The organism is Myxococcales bacterium (genome assembly GCA_016699535.1).
GTDB lineage: Bacteria > Myxococcota_A > Polyangia > Polyangiales.
Genome location: CP064980.1, coordinates 2,281,888 through 2,301,295 on the forward strand (window position 1 = coordinate 2,281,888; position 19,408 = coordinate 2,301,295).

Annotated in this window: 16 protein-coding genes; 4 read left to right on the plus strand and 12 right to left on the minus strand. The window is 51.6% G+C overall.

Annotated elements, in window-relative coordinates; all coding sequences use genetic code 11:
• Nucleotides 1–74: 74 nt before the first annotated feature.
• A complete protein-coding gene (locus IPJ88_10805; protein QQR88726.1) occupies nucleotides 75–1,778 on the minus strand; it encodes a hypothetical protein in 1,704 nt (567 codons plus the stop codon).
• A 315-nt stretch (nucleotides 1,779–2,093) separates the two neighbouring features.
• Here IPJ88_10805 and IPJ88_10810 point away from each other — a divergent pair, with 315 nt between their 5' ends.
• Nucleotides 2,094–4,097: a TIGR04551 family protein gene (locus IPJ88_10810; GenBank protein QQR88727.1), complete on the plus strand. Its 2,004-nt coding sequence runs from the start codon at nucleotides 2,094–2,096 to the stop codon at nucleotides 4,095–4,097.
• Between the two features lie 4 nt (nucleotides 4,098–4,101).
• On the plus strand, nucleotides 4,102–5,493 hold the full coding sequence (radA, locus tag IPJ88_10815; protein QQR88728.1) for a DNA repair protein RadA: 1,392 nt from the start codon (nucleotides 4,102–4,104) through the stop codon (nucleotides 5,491–5,493).
• Here the strand turns inward: radA and IPJ88_10820 are convergent.
• The 11 genes from IPJ88_10820 to bamA all read right to left on the minus strand — a co-directional run bounded on the left by IPJ88_10820 (nucleotide 5,490) and on the right by bamA (nucleotide 16,326).
• Nucleotides 5,490–6,596: a hypothetical protein gene (locus IPJ88_10820; GenBank protein QQR88729.1), complete on the minus strand. Its 1,107-nt coding sequence runs from the start codon at nucleotides 6,594–6,596 to the stop codon at nucleotides 5,490–5,492. The two genes, radA and IPJ88_10820, sit on opposite strands and share 4 nt — an antisense overlap.
• A gap of 194 nt (nucleotides 6,597–6,790) precedes the next feature.
• On the minus strand, nucleotides 6,791–7,420 hold the full coding sequence (gmk, locus tag IPJ88_10825; GenBank protein QQR88730.1) for a guanylate kinase: 630 nt from the start codon (nucleotides 7,418–7,420) through the stop codon (nucleotides 6,791–6,793).
• 56 nt (nucleotides 7,421–7,476) lie between these two features.
• Nucleotides 7,477–8,295: a YicC family protein gene (locus IPJ88_10830; GenBank protein ID QQR88731.1), complete on the minus strand. Its 819-nt coding sequence runs from the start codon at nucleotides 8,293–8,295 to the stop codon at nucleotides 7,477–7,479.
• 17 nt (nucleotides 8,296–8,312) lie between these two features.
• Nucleotides 8,313–8,825 (minus strand): DUF507 family protein, encoded by a 513-nt coding sequence (locus IPJ88_10835; GenBank protein QQR88732.1) that lies wholly within the window; start codon nucleotides 8,823–8,825, stop codon nucleotides 8,313–8,315.
• 12 nt (nucleotides 8,826–8,837) lie between these two features.
• Nucleotides 8,838–9,269, minus strand: coding sequence for a hypothetical protein (locus tag IPJ88_10840; protein QQR88733.1), 432 nt, complete (start codon nucleotides 9,267–9,269; stop codon nucleotides 8,838–8,840).
• The gene (locus IPJ88_10845) at nucleotides 9,215–9,688 is read right to left on the minus strand and encodes a hypothetical protein (protein QQR88734.1); all 474 of its coding nucleotides are present in this window, start codon (nucleotides 9,686–9,688) and stop codon (nucleotides 9,215–9,217) included. The genes IPJ88_10840 and IPJ88_10845 overlap by 55 nt, the downstream gene beginning before the upstream one ends.
• Nucleotides 9,688–10,548, minus strand: a complete 861-nt coding sequence (locus IPJ88_10850) for a hypothetical protein (GenBank protein QQR88735.1) — start codon at nucleotides 10,546–10,548, stop codon at nucleotides 9,688–9,690. The genes IPJ88_10845 and IPJ88_10850 overlap by 1 nt, the downstream gene beginning before the upstream one ends.
• Nucleotides 10,549–10,733: 185 nt before the next feature.
• Nucleotides 10,734–11,345 carry an ABC transporter substrate-binding protein gene (locus tag IPJ88_10855; protein QQR88736.1) on the minus strand — a complete coding sequence of 204 codons (612 nt, stop codon included), beginning with the start codon at nucleotides 11,343–11,345 and terminating at the stop codon, nucleotides 10,734–10,736.
• 140 nt (nucleotides 11,346–11,485) lie between these two features.
• Nucleotides 11,486–12,874: a TolC family protein gene (locus IPJ88_10860; GenBank protein ID QQR88737.1), complete on the minus strand. Its 1,389-nt coding sequence runs from the start codon at nucleotides 12,872–12,874 to the stop codon at nucleotides 11,486–11,488.
• A gap of 86 nt (nucleotides 12,875–12,960) precedes the next feature.
• Entirely contained in the window at nucleotides 12,961–13,530 is a 570-nt protein-coding gene (locus IPJ88_10865) for an OmpH family outer membrane protein (protein ID QQR88738.1), read from the minus strand.
• A gap of 210 nt (nucleotides 13,531–13,740) precedes the next feature.
• Nucleotides 13,741–16,326, minus strand: a complete 2,586-nt coding sequence (bamA, locus tag IPJ88_10870) for an outer membrane protein assembly factor BamA (protein ID QQR88739.1) — start codon at nucleotides 16,324–16,326, stop codon at nucleotides 13,741–13,743.
• 578 nt (nucleotides 16,327–16,904) lie between these two features.
• Between bamA and IPJ88_10875 the strand changes: the two genes are divergently transcribed.
• Nucleotides 16,905–18,338, plus strand: a complete 1,434-nt coding sequence (locus IPJ88_10875) for a glycosyltransferase family 4 protein (protein ID QQR88740.1) — start codon at nucleotides 16,905–16,907, stop codon at nucleotides 18,336–18,338.
• Between the two features lie 6 nt (nucleotides 18,339–18,344).
• A complete protein-coding gene (locus IPJ88_10880; GenBank protein ID QQR88741.1) occupies nucleotides 18,345–19,379 on the plus strand; it encodes an SDR family oxidoreductase in 1,035 nt (344 codons plus the stop codon).
• Nucleotides 19,380–19,408 lie beyond the last annotated feature (29 nt).

The window sequence follows — 19,408 nt, forward strand, 5'->3', positions numbered from 1 at the left end:
GAGTGCTCTACACGGTGAACCAATATTTGTGCCTTGTCCAGCGCGATTCGACGAGCGAAGGATGTCCTCGGGTCCTAAGGCGAGGTATGCGAAGAATTGTGCAGTAATTGCAGGTTTTTATGGTTGATGGGGTTTTGCGGATTGAGCCGCAGGGCAGTTTTGAAAGCTTGTTTGGCAACAGCAAAGTTTCTGTTTTCCAGCGCGACGATGCCAAGGCTTCGTTGATTGTGTTCAATGAGCGGGCGAGTACGTATGGCTTGCTTGGCCCAATGCCGCGCTTTTTCTTTTTCGCCAGCTCCGAGGAGCATAAGGGCATAGTTTGCTTGTGCCTTGTCGTTGTTTTTGTCCTGCGCTGCCTGATGCATGAGCTTTAGGGCCATGGCGAGGTCGCCTTTGCTGCGAGCGATGAGTGCTTTGTGAAGATAAGCGCGGCTTTTGCTTTGAGGTAATTGTTCTGCTTTATCGAGCCAGGTCCATGCTTGATCGATTGCGCCACGCTTTTCGAGTTCGTTGGCCACAGCGATCATGGCGGTGCCGTTTTTGGGATCGACAATGAGGGCTTGGCGGTAGAGTGCTTCGCTGCTCTTCCAGGCGGGGAGTTGCAGCAAGCTAAGCAGGCATTGGATCAGTACTAAGGCAACAGCGAGGAGCGAGCCGAGTCGCGTCCGCTGCAGAAAAGGAGCGATGCTGCACAGTGCAATAACCCAGGCCAGGCTTGGCAGAAGCATGTAGCGGTCCTGGGCAAGGTTTTGCAGAGGCGTGAGCAGATGGCTGACCGGGGCAAAGAAGATGCACCAAAGCCAAGCGGCGGCACGTAGCAATGGGGGGCAGCGTTTGCAAAGCATGACGGCGGCGAGGGCAGCCATAAAACAGAAACCAGCGATGAGCATGACGGCATCGGGATGGTTTGGATCAAGAGGATAACGGATACCGTAAGGTCCAAGGAGCGCCAGGCGTGAAAGGTAGTGTCCGTGCAAAAGAGCAAGGGTGCTTAGTTTTTGCAGCCAGCTTGGGTGCTCTTGCACCATGCCCACCATTTGACCCACCCACCACACAGGAACAAAGGCTGCCGTGCTACTTAGACAAAGGATGATCCAAGCAAAGGCATTTCGTTTTTTAAACAGCGCGGCGCTCGGAAGCTCGAGCCACACCAAAACCGCAAGCAAGGCTGGCGTGGTGATTCCTATGGCTTTGCTCCAAACCGACAAAATGCAACACAGGGCGGCGAGCGTAAGCGTCCACCAACGTGGGCTGCGCAAATGCTTTAAGAAAAGCAGTGCTGCGCAAAGCATGAACACGGCGCAAAGCAGGCCCTTGCGTTCCGAGAGCCAGGCAACGGCTTCGACATGCACGGGGTGGGTTAGGAAAACCAAACTGCCAAACCAGGCAAACTTTCGTTTTTCAAACAAACGCGCAAGCAGCAGAAACACCAGGGCACACAACACGCCGTAGAGCAGGGTGTTCGTAAAGTGAAAGCCTCCGTAGTGTTGGCCAAAGAGAGCAAAGTCGGCGGCAATGGACAGATCGCGAATCGGCAGATACTCGCTGCCCAACTGCAGGCGAAAGGGCACTGTAAGATCTGAAAAAAGCCGGAGGCTCAGGCCAAAGTCTAAGTTTTGAAGGCTGCGGTTGTTCTCAATAAGCCAAGGGTCATCGAGGGAAACCGTCGGGTAACTCCAGCTAAGGGCGTAGAGCACCATGCCGAGCCCCATGATAAAAAAGGCTCCCCAGCGCTCCAAGTGCCCCTCAAGAGCCTTTAGACGAGACGTGTCCATCACCAAGGCCATCCTATCGCAGCCATCCCATCCCCCCGAATTAACCGCCTCCCACGCCAAGGAACCAGGAAGTTCTGCCAACCCGCGTACCCCAAATAACGCCCGAATTCCCTCCCAAACATAGCTTTTCGCGAGCTTTTCCTAGGCGCGAGCGCGCCTGAAGGAAGGAGGAGGAGGGTACTTATGTACCGGACGACGAGTTCCGAAGCCGTAAGCCGCGGATGGGAAAAGCTCGCGAAAAGTCCCTGCTGCGAAGCGTAACGTGGCCTCTTTGCTGTTTGACCGTTTGTTTGCGGGCGTGTTACTCGACGGCCTACTATGGCAAAGTTACGGCTATTCTTTATTGGTTTCACGGCGTTGGTTCTTTTCCCTGCATTTGCAGAGGCACAACAGGCTAAGCAAAAAAAGCCTGTCGAGAAAAAAGAACAGGTGCGTGAAACGGACGATGCGCGGAGTTCTGAAGAGGACGCCGAGTCCGATACCGAAGCAACTGAAGGCAGTGACGAAGAAGCAGGTGATGCGGCAGCCGACGACGAGGACACGCCAACGCTTCGCGCACCTTCGATGGACATGCCGGATGTTAATTCGCTGAGCCCCATCGGAGAAGAAACCGAAGAGGAAGAAGACGACAGTTTCCTTTCTCCTGGAGAGGCTGCTGATCGTCTGGCTCGTGAAGGCGGCTTTGCTGCCGACAGCGATCCTGCGGCGCAAACCACGCCATGGACTTCGCCACAACCAGTGTTCGGCTTGCATGGTTATTTCCGCGTACGCGGTGAGCATCAAGATGGCTTTTGGTTGGGACGCACCCCGCCGCCGGGGCAAACAGCTGATCCCCCCTTTGATCGTTTCAGGCCCATTGAAAACCGCGATGGCGTTGATGTTAAAGGTGGATGCAGTGATGGCGCATTTGGAAACAGTCGCTGCGACACCGGCACGCTTTCCTATGCCAACATGCGTCTTCGTTTGATTCCAGAACTTAATCTCAGCGATGATGTTCGGGTAAAAGCTTGGATTGATGTGTTTGACAACATGGTCCTTGGCTCAACACCTTCGAACATCTCCGGTGATTTGCAGGCCATCAACTCGACGCAGGTTCCACTTAGCGCCGGTGTAAACTCGCTTGAAGACAGTATCATCGCCCGACGTGCGTGGGCAGAGGTCCGCAACCGGGCGCTTGGTGAATTGCGCTTTGGTCGCATGGGTTTCGATTGGGGCCTTGGCATGGTCTACAACGGTGGCGCCGGCATCGACGATGACTTTTCTACGGACGTGGACCGAATCATGGGCATCACGAATATCGCAGGCCTATACCTCATGGCAGTGTATGATTTTGCGGGTGAGGGGCTGATCAATCAAACCCAGCCGACTAACTTGCAGGGCCTTCCGTTTGATGCGGGACAAAAAGATGACGTCGACCAGTTTATGTTTGCTGTATCGCGGCGCGAGGATCCTGTGGAACAGAAAGAAAAGTTAGCGCGCGGCGAAGCTGTTTTGAATGCCGGTGCGCTTTTTGCTTACCGTAAACAGTTTATTTCCTCCGAAGCGAGCGGCAGTGGGCTTGGTGCAGTCGAGCCAGTGGACACAACCACGCTGAATCTGGTGCGACGAAACTACGAAAATTTCAATCCCGATGTCTGGGCCCAATTTCTCGTGGGCACGCTTCGCCTTGAAATCGAAGCATCACTCAACTTCGGAAGTGTCGAGAACACCGACCTGACTGCCTTTAACAAACAAGACTACAACATTTTGCAGTTTGGCTTCGCCTTTGAGAGCGAATACCGTTTGCTGGATGAAAAACTCGGTCTGTATTTTAACGCCGGTTTTGCCTCGGGTGACTCAGACGTTGAAGGCTTGGCGCTGGGCGATGATAGCTTTACGCAGCAACAAACCTTGGGATCGGTGGACAACACCATCTCGTCCATGAGTTTTCATCGTAACTATCGCATCGATTTGATTCTATGGCGCAACATCATGCAACGGATTTCCGGCGCGTATTATTTCAAGCCGGGCATCAGCTATGATTTTGTTCGCGGCGCTTTTGGGCAGCTGTTGGGCGCACGTCTTGATTTGATTTGGTCACGTGCTTCATCGCCCTTGCAAACATGGGGCAACGATCCAGACCTTGGCATTGAGATCAACGCTTCGCTTTATTATCGTAGCGAGGATGGTCCCGACCTTACTGACGGCTTTTTTGCGCTTGTGCAGTATGGTTTGCTCTTTCCTTTTTCTGGACTCGGCTATCTCGCGAACGAATTTCCTGCAGGAGAGCCTAGCCTTAATAACGCCTTTACACTTCGCACTGTCTTAGGCGTGCAGTTTTAGGCCTGTGGCAGCTAAGGCAAAGCAGCAAAAATCTGTTTTCGTATGCCGTGAGTGTGGCGCTTCTTCGCCGAAGTGGCTTGGTCGCTGCCCCTCATGCGGCGAATGGAGCTCTCTTGTTGAGGAGCGGATATCGCGCACGCAACTAAAATCGGGGCCATCTCGTGGTCTGGGAGCACCGAGGACCGGTCCACGAAAGCTTAGCGATATCGATGGGGACACTTCGCCGCGACTCGCGTCGGGACTTGGTGAACTGGATCGGGTTCTTGGTGGAGGATTGGTCCCAGGTGCGGTGATGCTGCTTGGTGGTGACCCCGGTATTGGTAAATCGACCTTGCTTATGCAGGTGGTGGCGTCTTTGGCGCAACGCAAAACAAAAGTGCTTTATCTCAGCGGAGAAGAGTCGGAGACGCAAATCGCATTGCGAGCAAAACGCATTTGCGGCGATGCTTCCGATCAAGTGTGGGTGTTTGCCAGCAATTCGCTCAACGAATTTGAAGCGCTTCCTGAGGAGCAAGTGCCGGAGGTGATGGTGGTCGATTCGGTGCAGACCTTGCGCGCCGAAGAGCTCGAATCCGCCGCTGGGAGCGTTAGCCAGCTTCGCGAGGTGACGGCGCGCTTGGTCGACTACGCAAAGAGCCGAAACGTCGCGCTTTTTCTAGTTGGGCATGTGACGAAAGATGGCATGCTGGCAGGGCCCAAGGTGCTTGAGCATCTGGTCGATACAGTGCTGTCGTTTGAGGGCGATAAAAACCACAACTATCGCATCTTACGCTCCGTGAAAAACCGTTTCGGTCCGGCCAATGAGCTTGCCATCTATAATATGAGCGCTGAGGGCCTTGCTGAAGTCCCCGATCCCAGTGCGCTGTTTTTAGCTGAACGAAACAGTGACAACGTGGGCTCGGTGGTGTTTGCCAGTGCGGAAGGCTCGCGGCCCTTGCTTGTGGAGATTCAAGCCTTGCTTGCCCCGGCGGTGTTTGGTGGGGCACGGAGGGTGGCCGATGGTCTCGATACCAATCGTCTTTCGATTTTGCTTGCTGTGCTGGAGCGCAAAGCTGGTTTGAGTGTGCTCGATCGCGATGTCTTTGTGAGCGTCGCTGGAGGCCTGAAGGTTGATGAGCCTGCCATGGATTTAGCGTTGTGTACGGCGATTGTTTCGAGTCTGCGGGATGTTCCGGTTCCGCGCGATACCGTGGTGCTTGGCGAGCTGGGCTTAACCGGTGAAGTGCGTTCGATTCCTCGTGCGCCATTGCGGCTTGCCGAAGCCGCAAAGCTGGGCTTTCGAAGGGCAATCGTCCCTGCCTCGACGTTGAAAAGTTTGAAGCAAACAAAAGAACTTAGCTCACTTCATATTCAAGCTGCGAGCACGCTTCAAGAGGCTTTGGAGCTCATCTTCTAGTTGTACAAGCACTGCGATCCAACGCAGCTTTGGCCTTTGAGGCTTTGGCCAAAGAGAGGAATCTTGTTGCAAGCGTTGCTGACACTATCAAAGCCGTGGTTCTGAATACGCATGGCATTCGGTCCTAGCGGATCGGTGAGTCGGTTCATCGCGTTTAGCATGGCAGTTTGTTTGCTCGGACCGTAGCCCACGCCGTACGGACCTCGCGTTCCTGTAAACGTTGCTAAGCTAAAATCCTGGCACTTGGCAACACCGACCCATAGATCTGGAATGCTTCTGTCAAAATGTTTTGTGAGCTCTTTGATTCGTGCTGCGAGCCAAGTGTTTTCCATATAGTCTTCAGCGAGATGATCGGTTCCGGTGCCATCGTGCTGACCGTTGTAACCTGGAGGTAAACCGAGCTCTCGGTTTTCTTTGTGCAGATCCAGGGCAGAGGATGCCATCCAATAGTTTTGGAACCACTCCTCGGCAAAGCTTGCATCGAGCAGCAAATCAGGGAAGTGTGCTTGAGCGATCAAGGAATATTCGCGATAGTAAGTTACGGCCTCTGTTAGCTCAGCAGCGACGCCACTTAGTTCATAGTGTGATAGCTCCTCAATGGCATTATCCACGTTTGCGACCAGTTCGGGCTGTGTAACCAGCTGAGCAAACGCGGAAGCTAAGGGAGCAACGTCGCTGCTGTTGGTTTCAGCTTGTTCAAGCTCGAGTCTCAGTTCTTGTAAGCTTGCCTGATACCAAGTCACAAAGGTCGTTTTGGCCAAGTCAGTCACTTGCCGCCAAGCGCCGACCATGTACCAGAGTTGCTTCACCGTTGTGAGGTTTTCTTCAAAAAGGCCGGAATTGACGTAGAGATAGGTCGGTATGAATAAGATGACTGCAACGAGGGCGAGTTCTACGGCCAAAGCTGCGCCGCCGGCTATTGCGGCAATCGCTTCCAGAATCGCACTGATTTCCACAAACTCGGGGCCAAGGCCAAGGGCAGAAGCTTCGTTGTCGTTGTCGATCCATTCCTGATCGTCGTGTTCGGCTAAAGGTGCACCACAGCCTGTGGTGGCAAAAAGCAAAGACGAAATCAGAATGCATGTTGTGAGTCTGTAAAGCATAGACTCCTCCCGTACCAATTAGGAATGCGAATTTCGTGCCAATTGTCTCCTGGAAAAAGATGTTAGATCTTCATGGGTTACAATAGGGGGGCATGTAGGTGTTTCGCCCTATGGATGGGGTCTTAATACGCCAAGTGGAGTTGATTCTTCCCACGGCAAGCCACGATGGTTTTGGCTGATGGCTATAAGTAGGCTCAGCTTTTGGGTTCAAGGCGCCCGTAGCGTAGCAAGTCTTCGGCGTGTGTTGCCATGCGCTTGCGCGTCGAAAGTTCGGAGTAAATCACACTACGTAGGCGTGCACCGGCTTGCTCTAAATCGTCGTTGACAACAAGGTAGTCGAACAATCCGTAGTGCTCAATTTCAAGGCGTGCTTTTTTAAAGCGCTTTTCGATGCTTTGCTCATCTTCGGAGGCCCGGCCACGCAAGCGACGCTCCAGTTCTTCCATGCTTGGCGGTAAGATGAAAACACCACAGGCTTGGGGCATTACGGCTTTGATTTGCCGTGCCCCTTGATAGTCGATGTCGAAAAAGATGCCACGTTTGCCCTGTTTGCGGGCTCGATCGAGTTCAGAACGTCCGGTGCCATAGAAGTTGCCGTGCACTTCAGCCCATTCTAAAAACGCATCTTGATCCACTTGTTTTTGGAAGTCATCGCGACTGACAAAGTGATAGTCCTTGCCGTCTACCTCGGTTTGTCTTGCTTTTCGAGTGGTATGCGAAACCGAGAAGGTGAAATCCGGGAAAGTGCGAAGCAACTCGCGAGTCAGGGTGGTCTTACCCGCACCCGAAGGCGAAGAGATGATCAGGAGCAGCAAGTCTTCCATGGGGACTAACTATACTACGTTCTGCGCTTGTTCGCGTAGTCTTTCCAAGGTGGTTTTTAATCCACCACTTTTTGGGCCATCAGGGCGTCTTGTGACTTGGAGCCGATGGTGTTGACCTCGCGGCCCATTTCTTGAAGCAGAAAATCGAGCTTTTTACCTTTGCTTGCTGTGCTGTCCTCAAGCAGAGCCCGACCTTGGACGACATGGGAGCTCAGCCGGGAAAGTTCTTCGGCAATGTCGCCGCGTTGAACGAGGATAGCAATTTCCTGCTCAAGCCGGCCTTCATCGAGCTTGTGCTTTGTTTCGGAAATAAGCTCGTTAATACGCGTTAAATATCGCTCGCGAAGTTGGGGTACTAAGCTGTTACGTCGGTCCGAGATGTCTTTAGCAAGTGTTTGAATAAGGTCGAAGTAAGAGAGTAATTCTTCTTGAAGTTTTGCTCCCTCTTTGTTTCGCATGGCTTCCAATTCAGCACAGGCGTCTTTGGTGGCTTGCTCAATCGATGCAACGATGGCTTTTTCTTCCCATTGCTCTTCGTGGTTGAATAAATCGGGTACCAATCGAAGCAGTTCAAAAGAAAGAGTTGCGTTTGGATCGAGCTCATCACGAAGCTCTCGCATCTGCTCCCAAAAATCACGGACAGCGTCTTTGTTGAGCGCAGGCGATGCACTGCCTGTACTGTCAATGCTTACGGTGGCCTCGATGTGACCACGGACGAGCCTTTGTTTTAGAAGATCTTCGATACTCGTCTGTGCCACACTCAAAGCGCGAGGTAAACGAACACGTAAATCTAAAAAGCGGTGATTGACCGCGCGCAGATTCACTTGGATACGGCTTTTTCCAAGCGGGGCCAACGCCTGGCCAAAACCGGTCATACTACGAAGCATTCCTTCTAAACCAGGCCGCGTTTGCGCTTAATTTCTTCCATGACCTTTTGATATTCGATTTCAAAGGTCGAGGTGCCTTCTTCAAGGTTTTTGATTTTGTCGCGCACTTCTCGCTCAACGTCGGCTTCCACATCCATGTGCTTGCGCATCACGGGAGTAATAGCCTTTCGTAAGACCGTATCGTCTACAAAGACTTCTGCAACGTTGTTGCTATGAAATAGCATTTCCAAAATCTGCTGGACCAAGTAGGGAAGAGCGTCGTCCGCTGAAGGTAGGCTCTTTTCTTTGGCCACTTGGCTCTTGATGCGGCCCAGGTTGCTGTAGCCCATGCCAGCTGCTTCCATGCGGTTCTTAGCTTCTTCGACAAGGCTGCGCTCCATGCGCAGGTATTCTTTCATGACCGATTCAAAGTCGAGCTGCACTTCTTCTTTGCTTTCGACCTCGATGTCGCCACTCTTGCAGAGCGTATCGACGAGCTCGGCGGCAATGGTTGGGATTTTTCCTGTATAAAGTCGCATTCCAATCGTTTCCTATGTTTGCAGGTTGACCCTGGGGTAGTGGGGGCGCCACATGGTGTGCTTGATTCGTTCTTTTAACGTCTTCTCATCGGTCTCGGCAGCGACACCTTCGCTCACCGCACATTTGCCAACTTCTAAAGCGATAGCTTCGCAGATGGTATTAAGTTCACTCAGGGGCGGGTATAGCAGTCCCTGTTCGAGATCGGAAGGTCGAACGCTGTGTGCAAGAGCTAGCGCGGCGGCCTTAAGCATGCCGTCCGTGATGCGTTTGGCTCCCGAAATGATGGCTCCAAGGCCGACTCCAGGGAAGACGTAGACGTTGTTGCCCTGCGATATTTTTATAAAACGCCCCCCATAGTTGACCGGTTCAAAGGGGCTTCCGGTTGCTATCAGAGCTTTGCCTTCGGTCCAGCGGATGATGTCCTCCGGGTTTCCTTCGGACATACTGGTGGGGTTGGAGAAAGGGAAATGGCGGGACGCTGCACAAAGCTCGCCATGGCTTTGACGACTTCTTCGTTAAAAATACACGACTGTCCCGATGTACCGATGAGGACCGTTGGCTTGATGGCTTTGATGCATGCAAGCAAGTCGTTTTTGTCCGTCGCGCTTAAGCCTTTTGCTTCTAGCAAGTCGATGGACCAGGCAAACTCCTTTTTGTAGCTATCATCGATTTCGCGGCCCTGGTGAATTAGTCCGCCGCTGTCGGTCACTGCGACTGAGGTCTCAAGAGCTTGTCCGTCAAGGCCCTCCATGGCCAAGCTTTCACGAAGCTGTCTTGCGATGCCGATTCCGGCAGCGCCACCGCCCACAATCAAGATGCGCTGGTCTTTGAGTGCAATCCCGCTGATGCGAGATGCGGCCATCACACCGGCAAGCGCGACCCCCGCGGTGCCTTGAATGTCGTCATTGAAGGAGCAAAGGCGATCGCGATAACGGTCAAGCAACCGAAAGGCGTTGGCTTTGCGAAAATCTTCCCACTGCAACACGGCGTTAGGAAAGCGTTTGGCAACGGCTTCAACGATCTTTCGACAAGCTCGTCGTATTCGTTGCCAGTAAGTCGTCGATGCCGCCAGCCCATGTAAAGCACATCGTTGAGCAACTCTTCGTTGTCGGTGCCAACGTCAAGACTAATGGGAAGGGTTTGTGTGGGATGGATGCCTGCGCCCACGGTGTAAAGGGCGAGCTTTCCGACCGAGATGCCCATGCCGCCCGCGCCCTGATCGCCAAGGCCAAGGATGCTTTGATTATCGGTGACCACGATGAGTCGGACATCGTCCCACGGGGCATTGCCTAATACATCGTAGATGTGACCTTTATCCGTGGGGGTGATCCAGATGCCGCGTCCGCGCCTGAAGATGTGGCTGAAGGTTTGGCAGGCCTGGCCCACCGTCGGTGTATAAACGACGGGCATGAACTCTTCGAGATGCTCCCAAAGGAGTCGATAAAACAAGACCGCGTTGCGTGCTTCGAGTTCTTGCAGTGCTACGAAACGCTCCAAGGCATCATGATGTCGGCAGATATAGCCATAAGCGCGCTGCAGTTGCTCTTCGATGCTGGTTTTGTGTTCAGGAAGCAAGCCCTGCAAGCCCAGGACCTTGCGCTCAGTGTTGGAAAAGGCGCTGCCGCGGTTGTACATGTTGTGCGAAAGCAAGGCGCGCCCACGAAGTGGGATTGTAATTTCGTCTTCGCCGTCGGCGCTGCGTTTTAGAGGGTAGTGTTCCATGAACCTGCTGTAGAGATAGGCTGGCTAAAATGGCATAAAAAGCCGCTCTCATGCAAGCGCCGAGTGGGGTAATTAGTGCATGGTTTCGGAATCTTTGCCGAAAAAGGTAAGTCTAATTCGAGATCTACGGACCTTGGTCCTATGGCTCCGTCAGCTCGGATCCCGATGCTATCGCGGCGATGTTCCTAGATTTCAGAACCGTCCTGGAGCCGTTTTTTCATACGACTAATGAGGTCATCCCAGCCTTCTTTCCGAATGATTCGGCCGAATTGGCTACGGTAATTGCGCACGAGACTCACTCCGTCCGTGGTGACATCGTAGACTTTCCAAGCGTCTCCTTCAGGGTGAAGCGAATACTCAATGGTAAGCTCAGGGGCGCGTTTTTTTACCTTCGACTTGGCTGTGGTGCGCACGATAACGCCGTCTTTCTCTTTGCGGCTTTCGTGGTACTTGATTTTGTATTCTTGAGTTGAGCTGAGATTTTGCTCGTAGTTGCGCTGAACAAGTTGGCGAAGTAAGTCGACGAACTGTTTGCGCTCCGACGCTGAGCGCTCGTTCCAATGCCGTGCCAAGGATCGCTTCGAGAGCTCTTCATAGTCGAGTAAGTTATTGAGGGCCTGCTTTAGCTTGTCAGAAAGCTCTGGGTTGTTCGCTTTGCTTTTCGGCAGAAGTTTTTCGACTTCGGCGTGTTTTTTCTTGAGAAAATCCACGGCGTCTTGTCCCTTAGCGAGAGCGCCGCTGGTAGGGAGCCATAGCAATAAGATGGCTAAAAGCAGTTGAATCGCGCGAATTTTCATAGTTATTCTCCAATAATCTAGCTGGCCTATCCTATAAAGACGTAAGAATTCTGGTTTCTATTCAACGCTTTTTCTGGGTGTCGCTGAGGCGCCAAACCGAAAAAGCGAAAATTCTAAGGCTGCAGCTGGCAAGCAGGTAGCTATTCGCAAGCTTTTTCCCAACGGTCAAGCGGAATGAGTTCGGTTCCGATGACGCGTTCGAGCTTGGAGGCGGCGGTGTTGAAGCTGCGAATGGATTCCGTGTGGCTAAAGCGTGCTGTGAAGTAGGCCTTGATGGCGTCGACCAGGTCTCGGGCTTCGGCAGTGCCGACCTGATAGCCCTGCGCAGCGGAGATAAACCATGCGCGGGTCGCAGAATGCCCCTTCTCCCATGAGCTTTCGCTTTTCCTTGCGTTTTCAAGTTCGTAGTACACCGAACTTACTTCGAGTTCGATGCCGCGTAAGGCTTCGTCTTTTTGAGCTAAGGTTTGCTCGAACAAGGCGTTGCTGCGCTTGGCGCGGTAGCTGTTTCCCCAAAGGTCCAATGACCATTTTGCCACGAGTCCCGCTGTAAGTGAGCGGGTATTGGCCCGGTCGATCACAAAGGCGTTGTCTTGGTCGTCGATGCCGGGTGCATAGCCATATAAGGCTGAGACCGCTAAGCCCAAGTCTGGAAAGTAGCCCGCTGTGGCAAGGTCGCTTTGTGCGCGCCGTGCAGCCAGGGCAGCCCCGAGCATTTGGACTTCCGGACGATGAATGTGCGCTGCACGTTGATACCAATCGAGTGGTTTTTCTTGAAAATCCGCAGGCTCCGATGGGCAATCGAGCTCATGGACCTCCTTGAGGCCCGTAAGTGTCCGCAACGCTGCGCGAGAAGTGTTTTCAAGTTGATTGGCTTCGGCACTTCGTGCCTGCACTTCGGCTAAGGTAGAGCTAAGCCGCCATCGGTCTGATTCTTTGATATCGGGATCGTCTTGCTCCAAGCGTTCTTCGACCGATTTAATAGCGGCATCGAGTTTGCCTTCGCCTTCGGAAATCATCTGCATGACGTCGAGCGAGAGTTGCAGGGCAAAATAAGCCCGCCTTACATCGAAGCGTAGGGTTGAAAGCATTTGGCGTTTCTCTTCCTTGGCCGCCTTGATGCCGGCTCGGGCAGCATCCTGGGCTGCGCCAATTTTCCCAAAAGTCCATAGCGGTATCGCGCCCTCAACACCTAGTTTTGCGATGGGTGCCCAGCTGCTGCCAAGGGGAAGCTCGGAGTTGGGACTGAAGATAGGTGTGCCGCGTGATTCAGGCGCAAGTCCGAAAGCGCCGATGACCTGAAACTGGAAGAAGGGCGATACCTTTGCTTCGGAAAGCTGTGCCTCAGCCGCAACGATCTTTTTGCGTGCAGCCAACAAACCAGGATAGTTACGTTCGGCCGCACGTATCATGTACGCAAGGCCAACATTCGAAGGCAGGCCGGTTAGCTTTGCCTGTGCCGCAAGACTAAACAAGGTCGTGCAAAGCACCAGCAAAAGCAAAACAAGGCGAATTCCTTTACCCATCATGCCCATCGTTCGCCGTTTTTACTCGACTATCCTTTAGGAAGCCATGCCCAAAAAGCGCTAAAAGCTTACTTTTTCGAGACAGCGTTCTATTTTTTCTTAGAAGTTGAAGCTTTTGAGCTGCTAGCTTCCCGGCCTTCGCCTTTGTTGTAGCGGCTGATCAACTCGTCCGTGAGGTCCAAATCGTTAGGCACCCATACCACGCCGCCTTCGCCGCGCTCGACAATCATGGTGTAGCCGCGTGTTTTGCCGACATTCTTTAAAATGCGTTCCATGCGCTCTACGATTTTTTTCGTAAGTTCGCCTTCTTGTGCGGCAAGCTCTTTTTGGTAGTCCACATACTTGGATTGCAGTGAAACGAAGCGCTTTTGGTAGTCTTCGAGTTTGACCTGCAACGCATCGCGCGAGAGCACGTCTTTTTTCTTCTCAAGCTCATCTTTCATGCTCTTGAGCTGCTTTTGGGATGAATCGAGGCTGTCTTGGCGCTTTTTGAATAGCTTTTTTAGGCGAGCTTTGGCCTGGCGACCATCTTCGGTCTCGTTGATGGCACGTTGCAAATCAACGACTGCAATCTTGTTGTTTTCAGCGGATGCTGTTGAAACAAAAAAAGCGGCGCCCAATAAAATGTTTAGCACTATTAGGGTTCTGCGAAAAATCATGGCCAATCCTCTTCCTTTTCCTAGGACGCCGGCTGTACACGCTCAAGCTAAGAGCGTCAAGGCGACCGAATTGTCTTACGCAATCAGGGCGTTTTGTACGCGCCCTCGAGTTGCCCAAAACGACAAATTCCTTATGCAAAGTTATGTGTATTTACTGATTCTCTGAATTTGAGACGTGCCTGACCCAGAACTATTCAAGGCGAGCGCGATTTAAAAGGAGTTGCCGAAGCTGAAGTTGAACACCACGCTGCGCTCGTAGCTGCGTCTGGAAAAGGGGATACCCCATTCAAAGCGCAAAGGAGGCAGGACCTGGGAGATCCAGCGGAAACCAAAGCCCCATGAGGTGCGCAATCGCCAAAAATCGTTACTGCAGGCATCGGTGCTCGGATCGCCGACCGAAGGTTGCGGCGCTTGGCACAAGGCGTCTTCAAGGTTCCAGGTATTGCCGCCATCGGTGAACACCACACCGCGAATACCGATTGGTTTAACAATCGGGAACTCAAGTTCCAGGTTGTAGAAGGCTTGCAGATTGCCACCGACAACGACGCCTTGGGCTGGTGCGATGCCGTTGGGATCGGTGGAGCGCGGCAGACCAATGCGCGGGCCGAGCGTTCGCAGGTAGTAGCCACGCACATCAAGCATGCCCCCGAGATAGAAGCGTTCAAAGATGGGCACTCCTCGTGGATTACGGGAGGTGATCAGCCCGAGTTCAGTGTTGAGCTTGAGTACAACGTTTTTGTTAAATAAGGGGTAGTAGTAGCGGCCAAAGAGACGATGGCGAATGAATGTATTGTTTGAGCCTAGAACTTCATCGGCTACTTCACTTGAGAGAGACGCGTACACACCTTCGGCGGGGAAGAGGCGGTTGTCGCGCGAATCCCAGGTCAGTGTGGCCGTCGCTGAGCTGGTTATGCCAGCTCGAAAGAGGTTGGCTAAAGGCAAGCGCTGGAAAATATTGAAGCCTTGAGCGGAGGATGTTCCAAAAAAGCCACTGGTTCGGGAACTGATGTCCACGTACTCCAGGGTGTACTGTCCAAACAGTTGAAGGTTTTCATGGAAAATGGGGTGACCAAAAGCAAGGCGTCCACCGGCACGGTCTTGGTTGAAGGCTGAAAACTGACGACTGGTTTTATAGGCATCGATAGCCATGGTCCATTCGGTATCGAGAAAATACGGTTCAACGAAGCGCAATTGCGCTAACTGGCGAATCCCTGATAGCTGAAGCTGCAAGGAAAGGGATTGGCCGCGACCGAAAATATTCTGCTGCTGCACTTGCGCGGTGAGGATAAAGCTTTCAATGGACGAGAAGCCTGCACCTATCTGAAAAGTTCCTGTGGAGCGCTCGGCGACTTCCACGTTGACCGTGAGACGGTCATCCGCGGTGCCAGCGCTTTCAGAAAAATCCACGCGCTCAAAATAACCGAGTTGCATGATGCGCTCTTTGGAGCGATCAAGTTTGCTTTGATTGTAGAGCTCTCCTTCTAAAAGTCGCATTTCACGGCGAATGACTTCATCGGCAGTGCGTGTGTTCCCTCGGATGTTGATGCGTTCGACGTAAACCTTTGGTCCTCGCGCAATGCTTACGTTGATATCAACGATACGCTTGCCATGGTCGAGTTTTGTTTCCGGTCGTACGACGGCCTTGGCATAGCCCTCGTCGCGGTACATGCGCGTGATTTCTAGCAGGTCTTTTTGAATCGTCGTGCTGCTAAACCAGTCGTCTCGCTCTAGATCGATCATGTTGCGCAGTTTGCGTTTGCCGCCAAGTGGCTGGATTTCTCGGCCGGCGCTGTCGAGTTCCGTCACAACAATCTCGCCGACTTTGAAACGAGGTCCTTCTTCAATATCGATACCGATATCGATGTGCTTGCGATCGGCGGTAATCTCAACACGTGGCTCACCGATTTGAGCGTTTAGGTAGCCCTGGTCATAGTAATAGGCTTGCAAGCGATTGACGTCTTCTTCGAAGACACTCTTTTGAAAGGTATCGCTTGAGGAAAGAAAGGAGAAAAAACCAGTTTCGCTGGTTTGCATGATGCCGCGAAGTTTCTCATCGTCAAGATGATAGTTTCCTGAAAAACGCATGCGTCGTACGGTCACTTCGTCGCCTTCGCGGATCATAAATACCACGGCGACTTCGTTGTTCGGCATCTTCGTAAGCTTGTAGTCGATGCGGGCCAGGTAGTGACCTTCTTCGGCGTACTTGTCACGCAACTTAACCACGTGTTTTCTAACTTCAGGTACCGAGAGAATTTCCCCCTCGGTCAGATCAACCACTTCTTCTAAGTCCTCGTCGTCAAGCTCGTCGTTGCCTTCGTAGCGGATGGCGCCAATGGCGGGTCGCTCGCGCACTTCGAGGCTAAGCACTACACCGGATCCGCGTTCTTTTGCATCGAAGATGATGTCATCGAAGTAACCCATTTTCCAGAGAGCATGCGCAGCGCGAGCAACATCCTCATCGCGGCAGACCGAACCGCGCTTAAGGCCCGTGGTCGCCTGGATGTCACGACTGCTTACCCGACGGTTGCCTCGAAGGACCAATCGCACAATGTCATTGCCGTCGCAGACGGTTTTCGGAACTTGGCTTGGGGTCTCGTTGGGCTCGTAGCTCTCTTCGCTGATTTCCTCATCGGCGGAGGAATCGTCGCCGCTGGCTGCGGATGTCGGGGGGGCCGTTGGGGTGGGTGCATCGGGGCTCAATAAAGGCGGATCGGCGCCTGGGTCCTGCGCCCAAGCCACGGGCGCGACCCCGAAGCTTAAAACAAGCCCAATCCAAGCCGCAGTCGAAAAACGCATAAGAAACAGTTTTGCGGGCTATACCTGCGTGAAGCGGCCTGGGTCAAGCAACACTTGCCTTATTATAGATTCGAGCCGGGGCTGCTCAGCGGGTTGTAAACTGAGCTGTTCCGATAAGCAGCCACTTCGTAGCGGGAAATGGATCTCAGTAATAACGGGATATGACTGTTGTGGCAGTTTTGTGCGCAAAAACATGACATTTTTGGCGTGTTTTCTTGGAAATTGTGACAATTTTCACGAAGGTCGTTCGCTCGCCGTAGCTTAGCTGCAAAAGCGAGGTCCATGATTGGCAAAACGATATGCAATGCGTCTTCCTGGTTGCAGAAGACAGAATTTGGATCATTTCAGACGGTTGGCGTGGCTCTGGAGGTTAGCGCTGAGTCGAAGTGATGGAGGATTCAGGGAGGTGACGGTGCGTCATTGACGCGTGCTTTCTTCAATAAACACGTAAAATCAACTTGATAGAAAACTTTTTTTATCGAATGGAAATCAGTTCTTGCAGCTTATGAAATAGGCGCTATCTATATCCGGTAACTTTTTGGAAATGTTTTCGAAACATTTTTCTAGGCGAAGCAGTTATGCCTGAAACAAAACAATCAGTACTTGGTATTTCCTTTGATGGGGTTGCGATGTCCGGACTCATCGCTGAGTTCCTGAAAGTCGCCCACTTCTTTCACGCGGAAGGTTACGAGACTTATCTCAATCTTGGTTACGATATCAAAGCTGACAAAGGTAACTTTTTTCGAAAAACGGCGAATGAGAAAAATCTGTTGCCCGCCTGGGTTGAACTCTGTGATTTTGAACTCGATGTGCTCAAAGGTCGATACAACGAGGAATTCGTTTCGTCCATTTTGGATGCCTATGTGACACGAGACTTGGATATTCCCATTGACGTAAATGCGCAGATCGAAGAGCTATCCGACGCTATTGCTGATGCGTTGGTCAACAAGTTTAACGAACTCAACGTAGCTTATCTGATCGTTGAAAATGGCACCTTGCCTGAAAATATTATTTTCACCAGTGCGTTGTACAAAGCGATTGAGCGATACGGTGTGGCATCGAAGCTAGGGAAGTACGTATTTTGGCGTGATCATGATCTCATGCAAACCAGTGAGCCGCTGGGTGCAAAATATGGTGCGTTTCCATATAAAAATGTGCCAAAACCAAAACGATCGAATTTTATTCAGTACATTGTTCAACATGACTTCAACAGGCGCCATCTCGTTAGCTGGGCAAATGTATCGAATATATCGGTGATCCCGAACTGTTTTTCGATGGAACGGAAAATGCCGACTTTGAAAAACTCGTCATCCCGGTCTGCTTTCGGAATTCCTGAGAATGCTTTTCTTATCGCTCATTGTACACGCATCATCCCCCAAAAGCGGATCGATAGAGAACTCTATCTATTGTCGGAGTTAATGAAACGCTTGCCTCAGAAGGACATCTATCTTTTTGTGACAGGTGACCCAGCCGAGAATCCCGCAGAAAGCGAGAAACTCATTGCGTATGCAAATCAACTCGGCATTTCGAAGCAAGTTGTGTTTGGCGGATGTTTTCCAACCTTTGACAGCGATTTCTTGAACGGCACAAAATCAGAGGGTTTTACGGTCTGGGATATTCTCGCGAACGCTGATCTAAGTTCGTTTTTGACCTCATATGACTATGAAAGTTACGGAAATCCAATTGGTGAAGCTATCGCAGCTGGTGTGCCATACCTTACTTCAACTTATTCGTTGTACGATGACGTGTACGGTAGGTCCGGCTTCCAGGGCATTTTAATGAAGACCTCCAAGGACCATGACGGGATGCCTGAGCCAGAGTTTGTTAATGAAGTCGCTGAGGCTATCGCAAACCCGCGTCAGCTAAAACAAATCGCGGAAAAAAACTTCGAGCTCGGCAAACAGCTTCTGTCGATGGAGTTTTTAAACGGAAAGATTAGAGCGTTTCTTAAAACGAGCAGGAGCAATCGTTCAAAGAAGACTGTCGTTCAACGTTACTCGGCAAGTGTGTAAGACGTTATGAAAACAAAAAAGATCACCATATCCGGTGCGAGTGGACTGTTGGGGGCTGAGCTAACCAAGGCTTTCTGCCAAGATCCTCACTATACCACCTGTGGTGTCTATCATGACCATCGTCCGCAAATCGCACATGCAAACTTGATCAAAGCGGATCTCACGCAAGAGCAGCAGGTTGAAAAAGTTGTTGAACTAGGTAATCCCGACGTCATTATCCACTGCGCAGGCATGGTTAGCCTTTTGGGATGCGAACAGCACAAGGAGCGAGCACGATCCATTAACGTAGAGATTACGAGGTATCTGGCACAATTTGCTCAAAAAAAGAACGCGAAGTTTATCTTTATTTCATCGGATTTTGTCTTTGATGGCAAAGTTGGGACTTATACGGAAAGCAGTGAGCCTCGCCCATTGAACTATTACGGAGAAACAAAGGTAGAGGGTGAAACGCTTGCCAGAGCAGTTGCTAATCACCTGGTTATTCGTACGACTTTTTTTGGAACAACTTACGTAAAAAAAGCAAAACAGAGTTACAACGAATGGATTGAAAGTTCGTTGAACGAGACCGGTAAAGCGTTTTGCTACATTAATCGGTATTTCTCGCCAGTGTCGACGATTACGCTTTCTTCGATAATCAAGAAGATGGTCGAAAAAGACGTCACAGGAGTCTATAATGTTAGTAGTGATAGACGCATATCTCGTTTCGAATTTGCGCAGTACTATGCTCAGGTTTGCGGACTTGATGTTGGCGATATTAAAGAAGCGGTTGATCCGGTAGCGATTCGTCCTTTTGATCTAAGCCTTGACAATACGAAGGTTAAAAAGCTGTTGGGTTTAGAAAGTATCAATGTACTTGATGAGATTGCTCTCCTAAGATCAAAGCAAAGGGATTCGCTTAACAAATCGCCGAAAACAAGGCCTGGCAGGGGGCCTTCTATCCTGCTTCCAGCGGAGTTGTCAGAGCCTCGTCGTGCTGGACGTGAGGAGCCACGAAAAAGAAGAAAGCCCAAATCCACAGTTCATCGTCATTCGGGAGCTTAGTGGGGGTTTCTTTATTTATTGTTGAGAAA

What these genes read in the sequence shown, in the direction of transcription:
- IPJ88_10860 (QQR88737.1), bottom strand. Translation starts at nt 12,874, where the DNA reads ATGATGGGTAAAGGAATTCGCCTTGTTTTGCTTTTGCTGGTGCTTTGC.
- gmk (QQR88730.1), bottom strand. Translation starts at nt 7,420, where the DNA reads ATGGAAGACTTGCTGCTCCTGATCATCTCTTCGCCTTCGGGTGCGGGT.
- IPJ88_10820 (QQR88729.1), bottom strand. Translation starts at nt 6,596, where the DNA reads ATGCTTTACAGACTCACAACATGCATTCTGATTTCGTCTTTGCTTTTT.
- IPJ88_10830 (QQR88731.1), bottom strand. Translation starts at nt 8,295, where the DNA reads ATGACCGGTTTTGGCCAGGCGTTGGCCCCGCTTGGAAAAAGCCGTATC.
- IPJ88_10875 (QQR88740.1), top strand. Translation starts at nt 16,905, where the DNA reads ATGCCTGAAACAAAACAATCAGTACTTGGTATTTCCTTTGATGGGGTT.
- IPJ88_10850 (QQR88735.1), bottom strand. Translation starts at nt 10,548, where the DNA reads ATGGAACACTACCCTCTAAAACGCAGCGCCGACGGCGAAGACGAAATT.
- IPJ88_10855 (QQR88736.1), bottom strand. Translation starts at nt 11,345, where the DNA reads ATGAAAATTCGCGCGATTCAACTGCTTTTAGCCATCTTATTGCTATGG.
- bamA (QQR88739.1), bottom strand. Translation starts at nt 16,326, where the DNA reads ATGCGTTTTTCGACTGCGGCTTGGATTGGGCTTGTTTTAAGCTTCGGG.
- IPJ88_10845 (QQR88734.1), bottom strand. Translation starts at nt 9,688, where the DNA reads ATGGCCGCATCTCGCATCAGCGGGATTGCACTCAAAGACCAGCGCATC.
- IPJ88_10865 (QQR88738.1), bottom strand. Translation starts at nt 13,530, where the DNA reads ATGATTTTTCGCAGAACCCTAATAGTGCTAAACATTTTATTGGGCGCC.
- IPJ88_10810 (QQR88727.1), top strand. Translation starts at nt 2,094, where the DNA reads ATGGCAAAGTTACGGCTATTCTTTATTGGTTTCACGGCGTTGGTTCTT.
- IPJ88_10880 (QQR88741.1), top strand. Translation starts at nt 18,345, where the DNA reads ATGAAAACAAAAAAGATCACCATATCCGGTGCGAGTGGACTGTTGGGG.
- IPJ88_10835 (QQR88732.1), bottom strand. Translation starts at nt 8,825, where the DNA reads ATGCGACTTTATACAGGAAAAATCCCAACCATTGCCGCCGAGCTCGTC.
- IPJ88_10840 (QQR88733.1), bottom strand. Translation starts at nt 9,269, where the DNA reads ATGTCCGAAGGAAACCCGGAGGACATCATCCGCTGGACCGAAGGCAAA.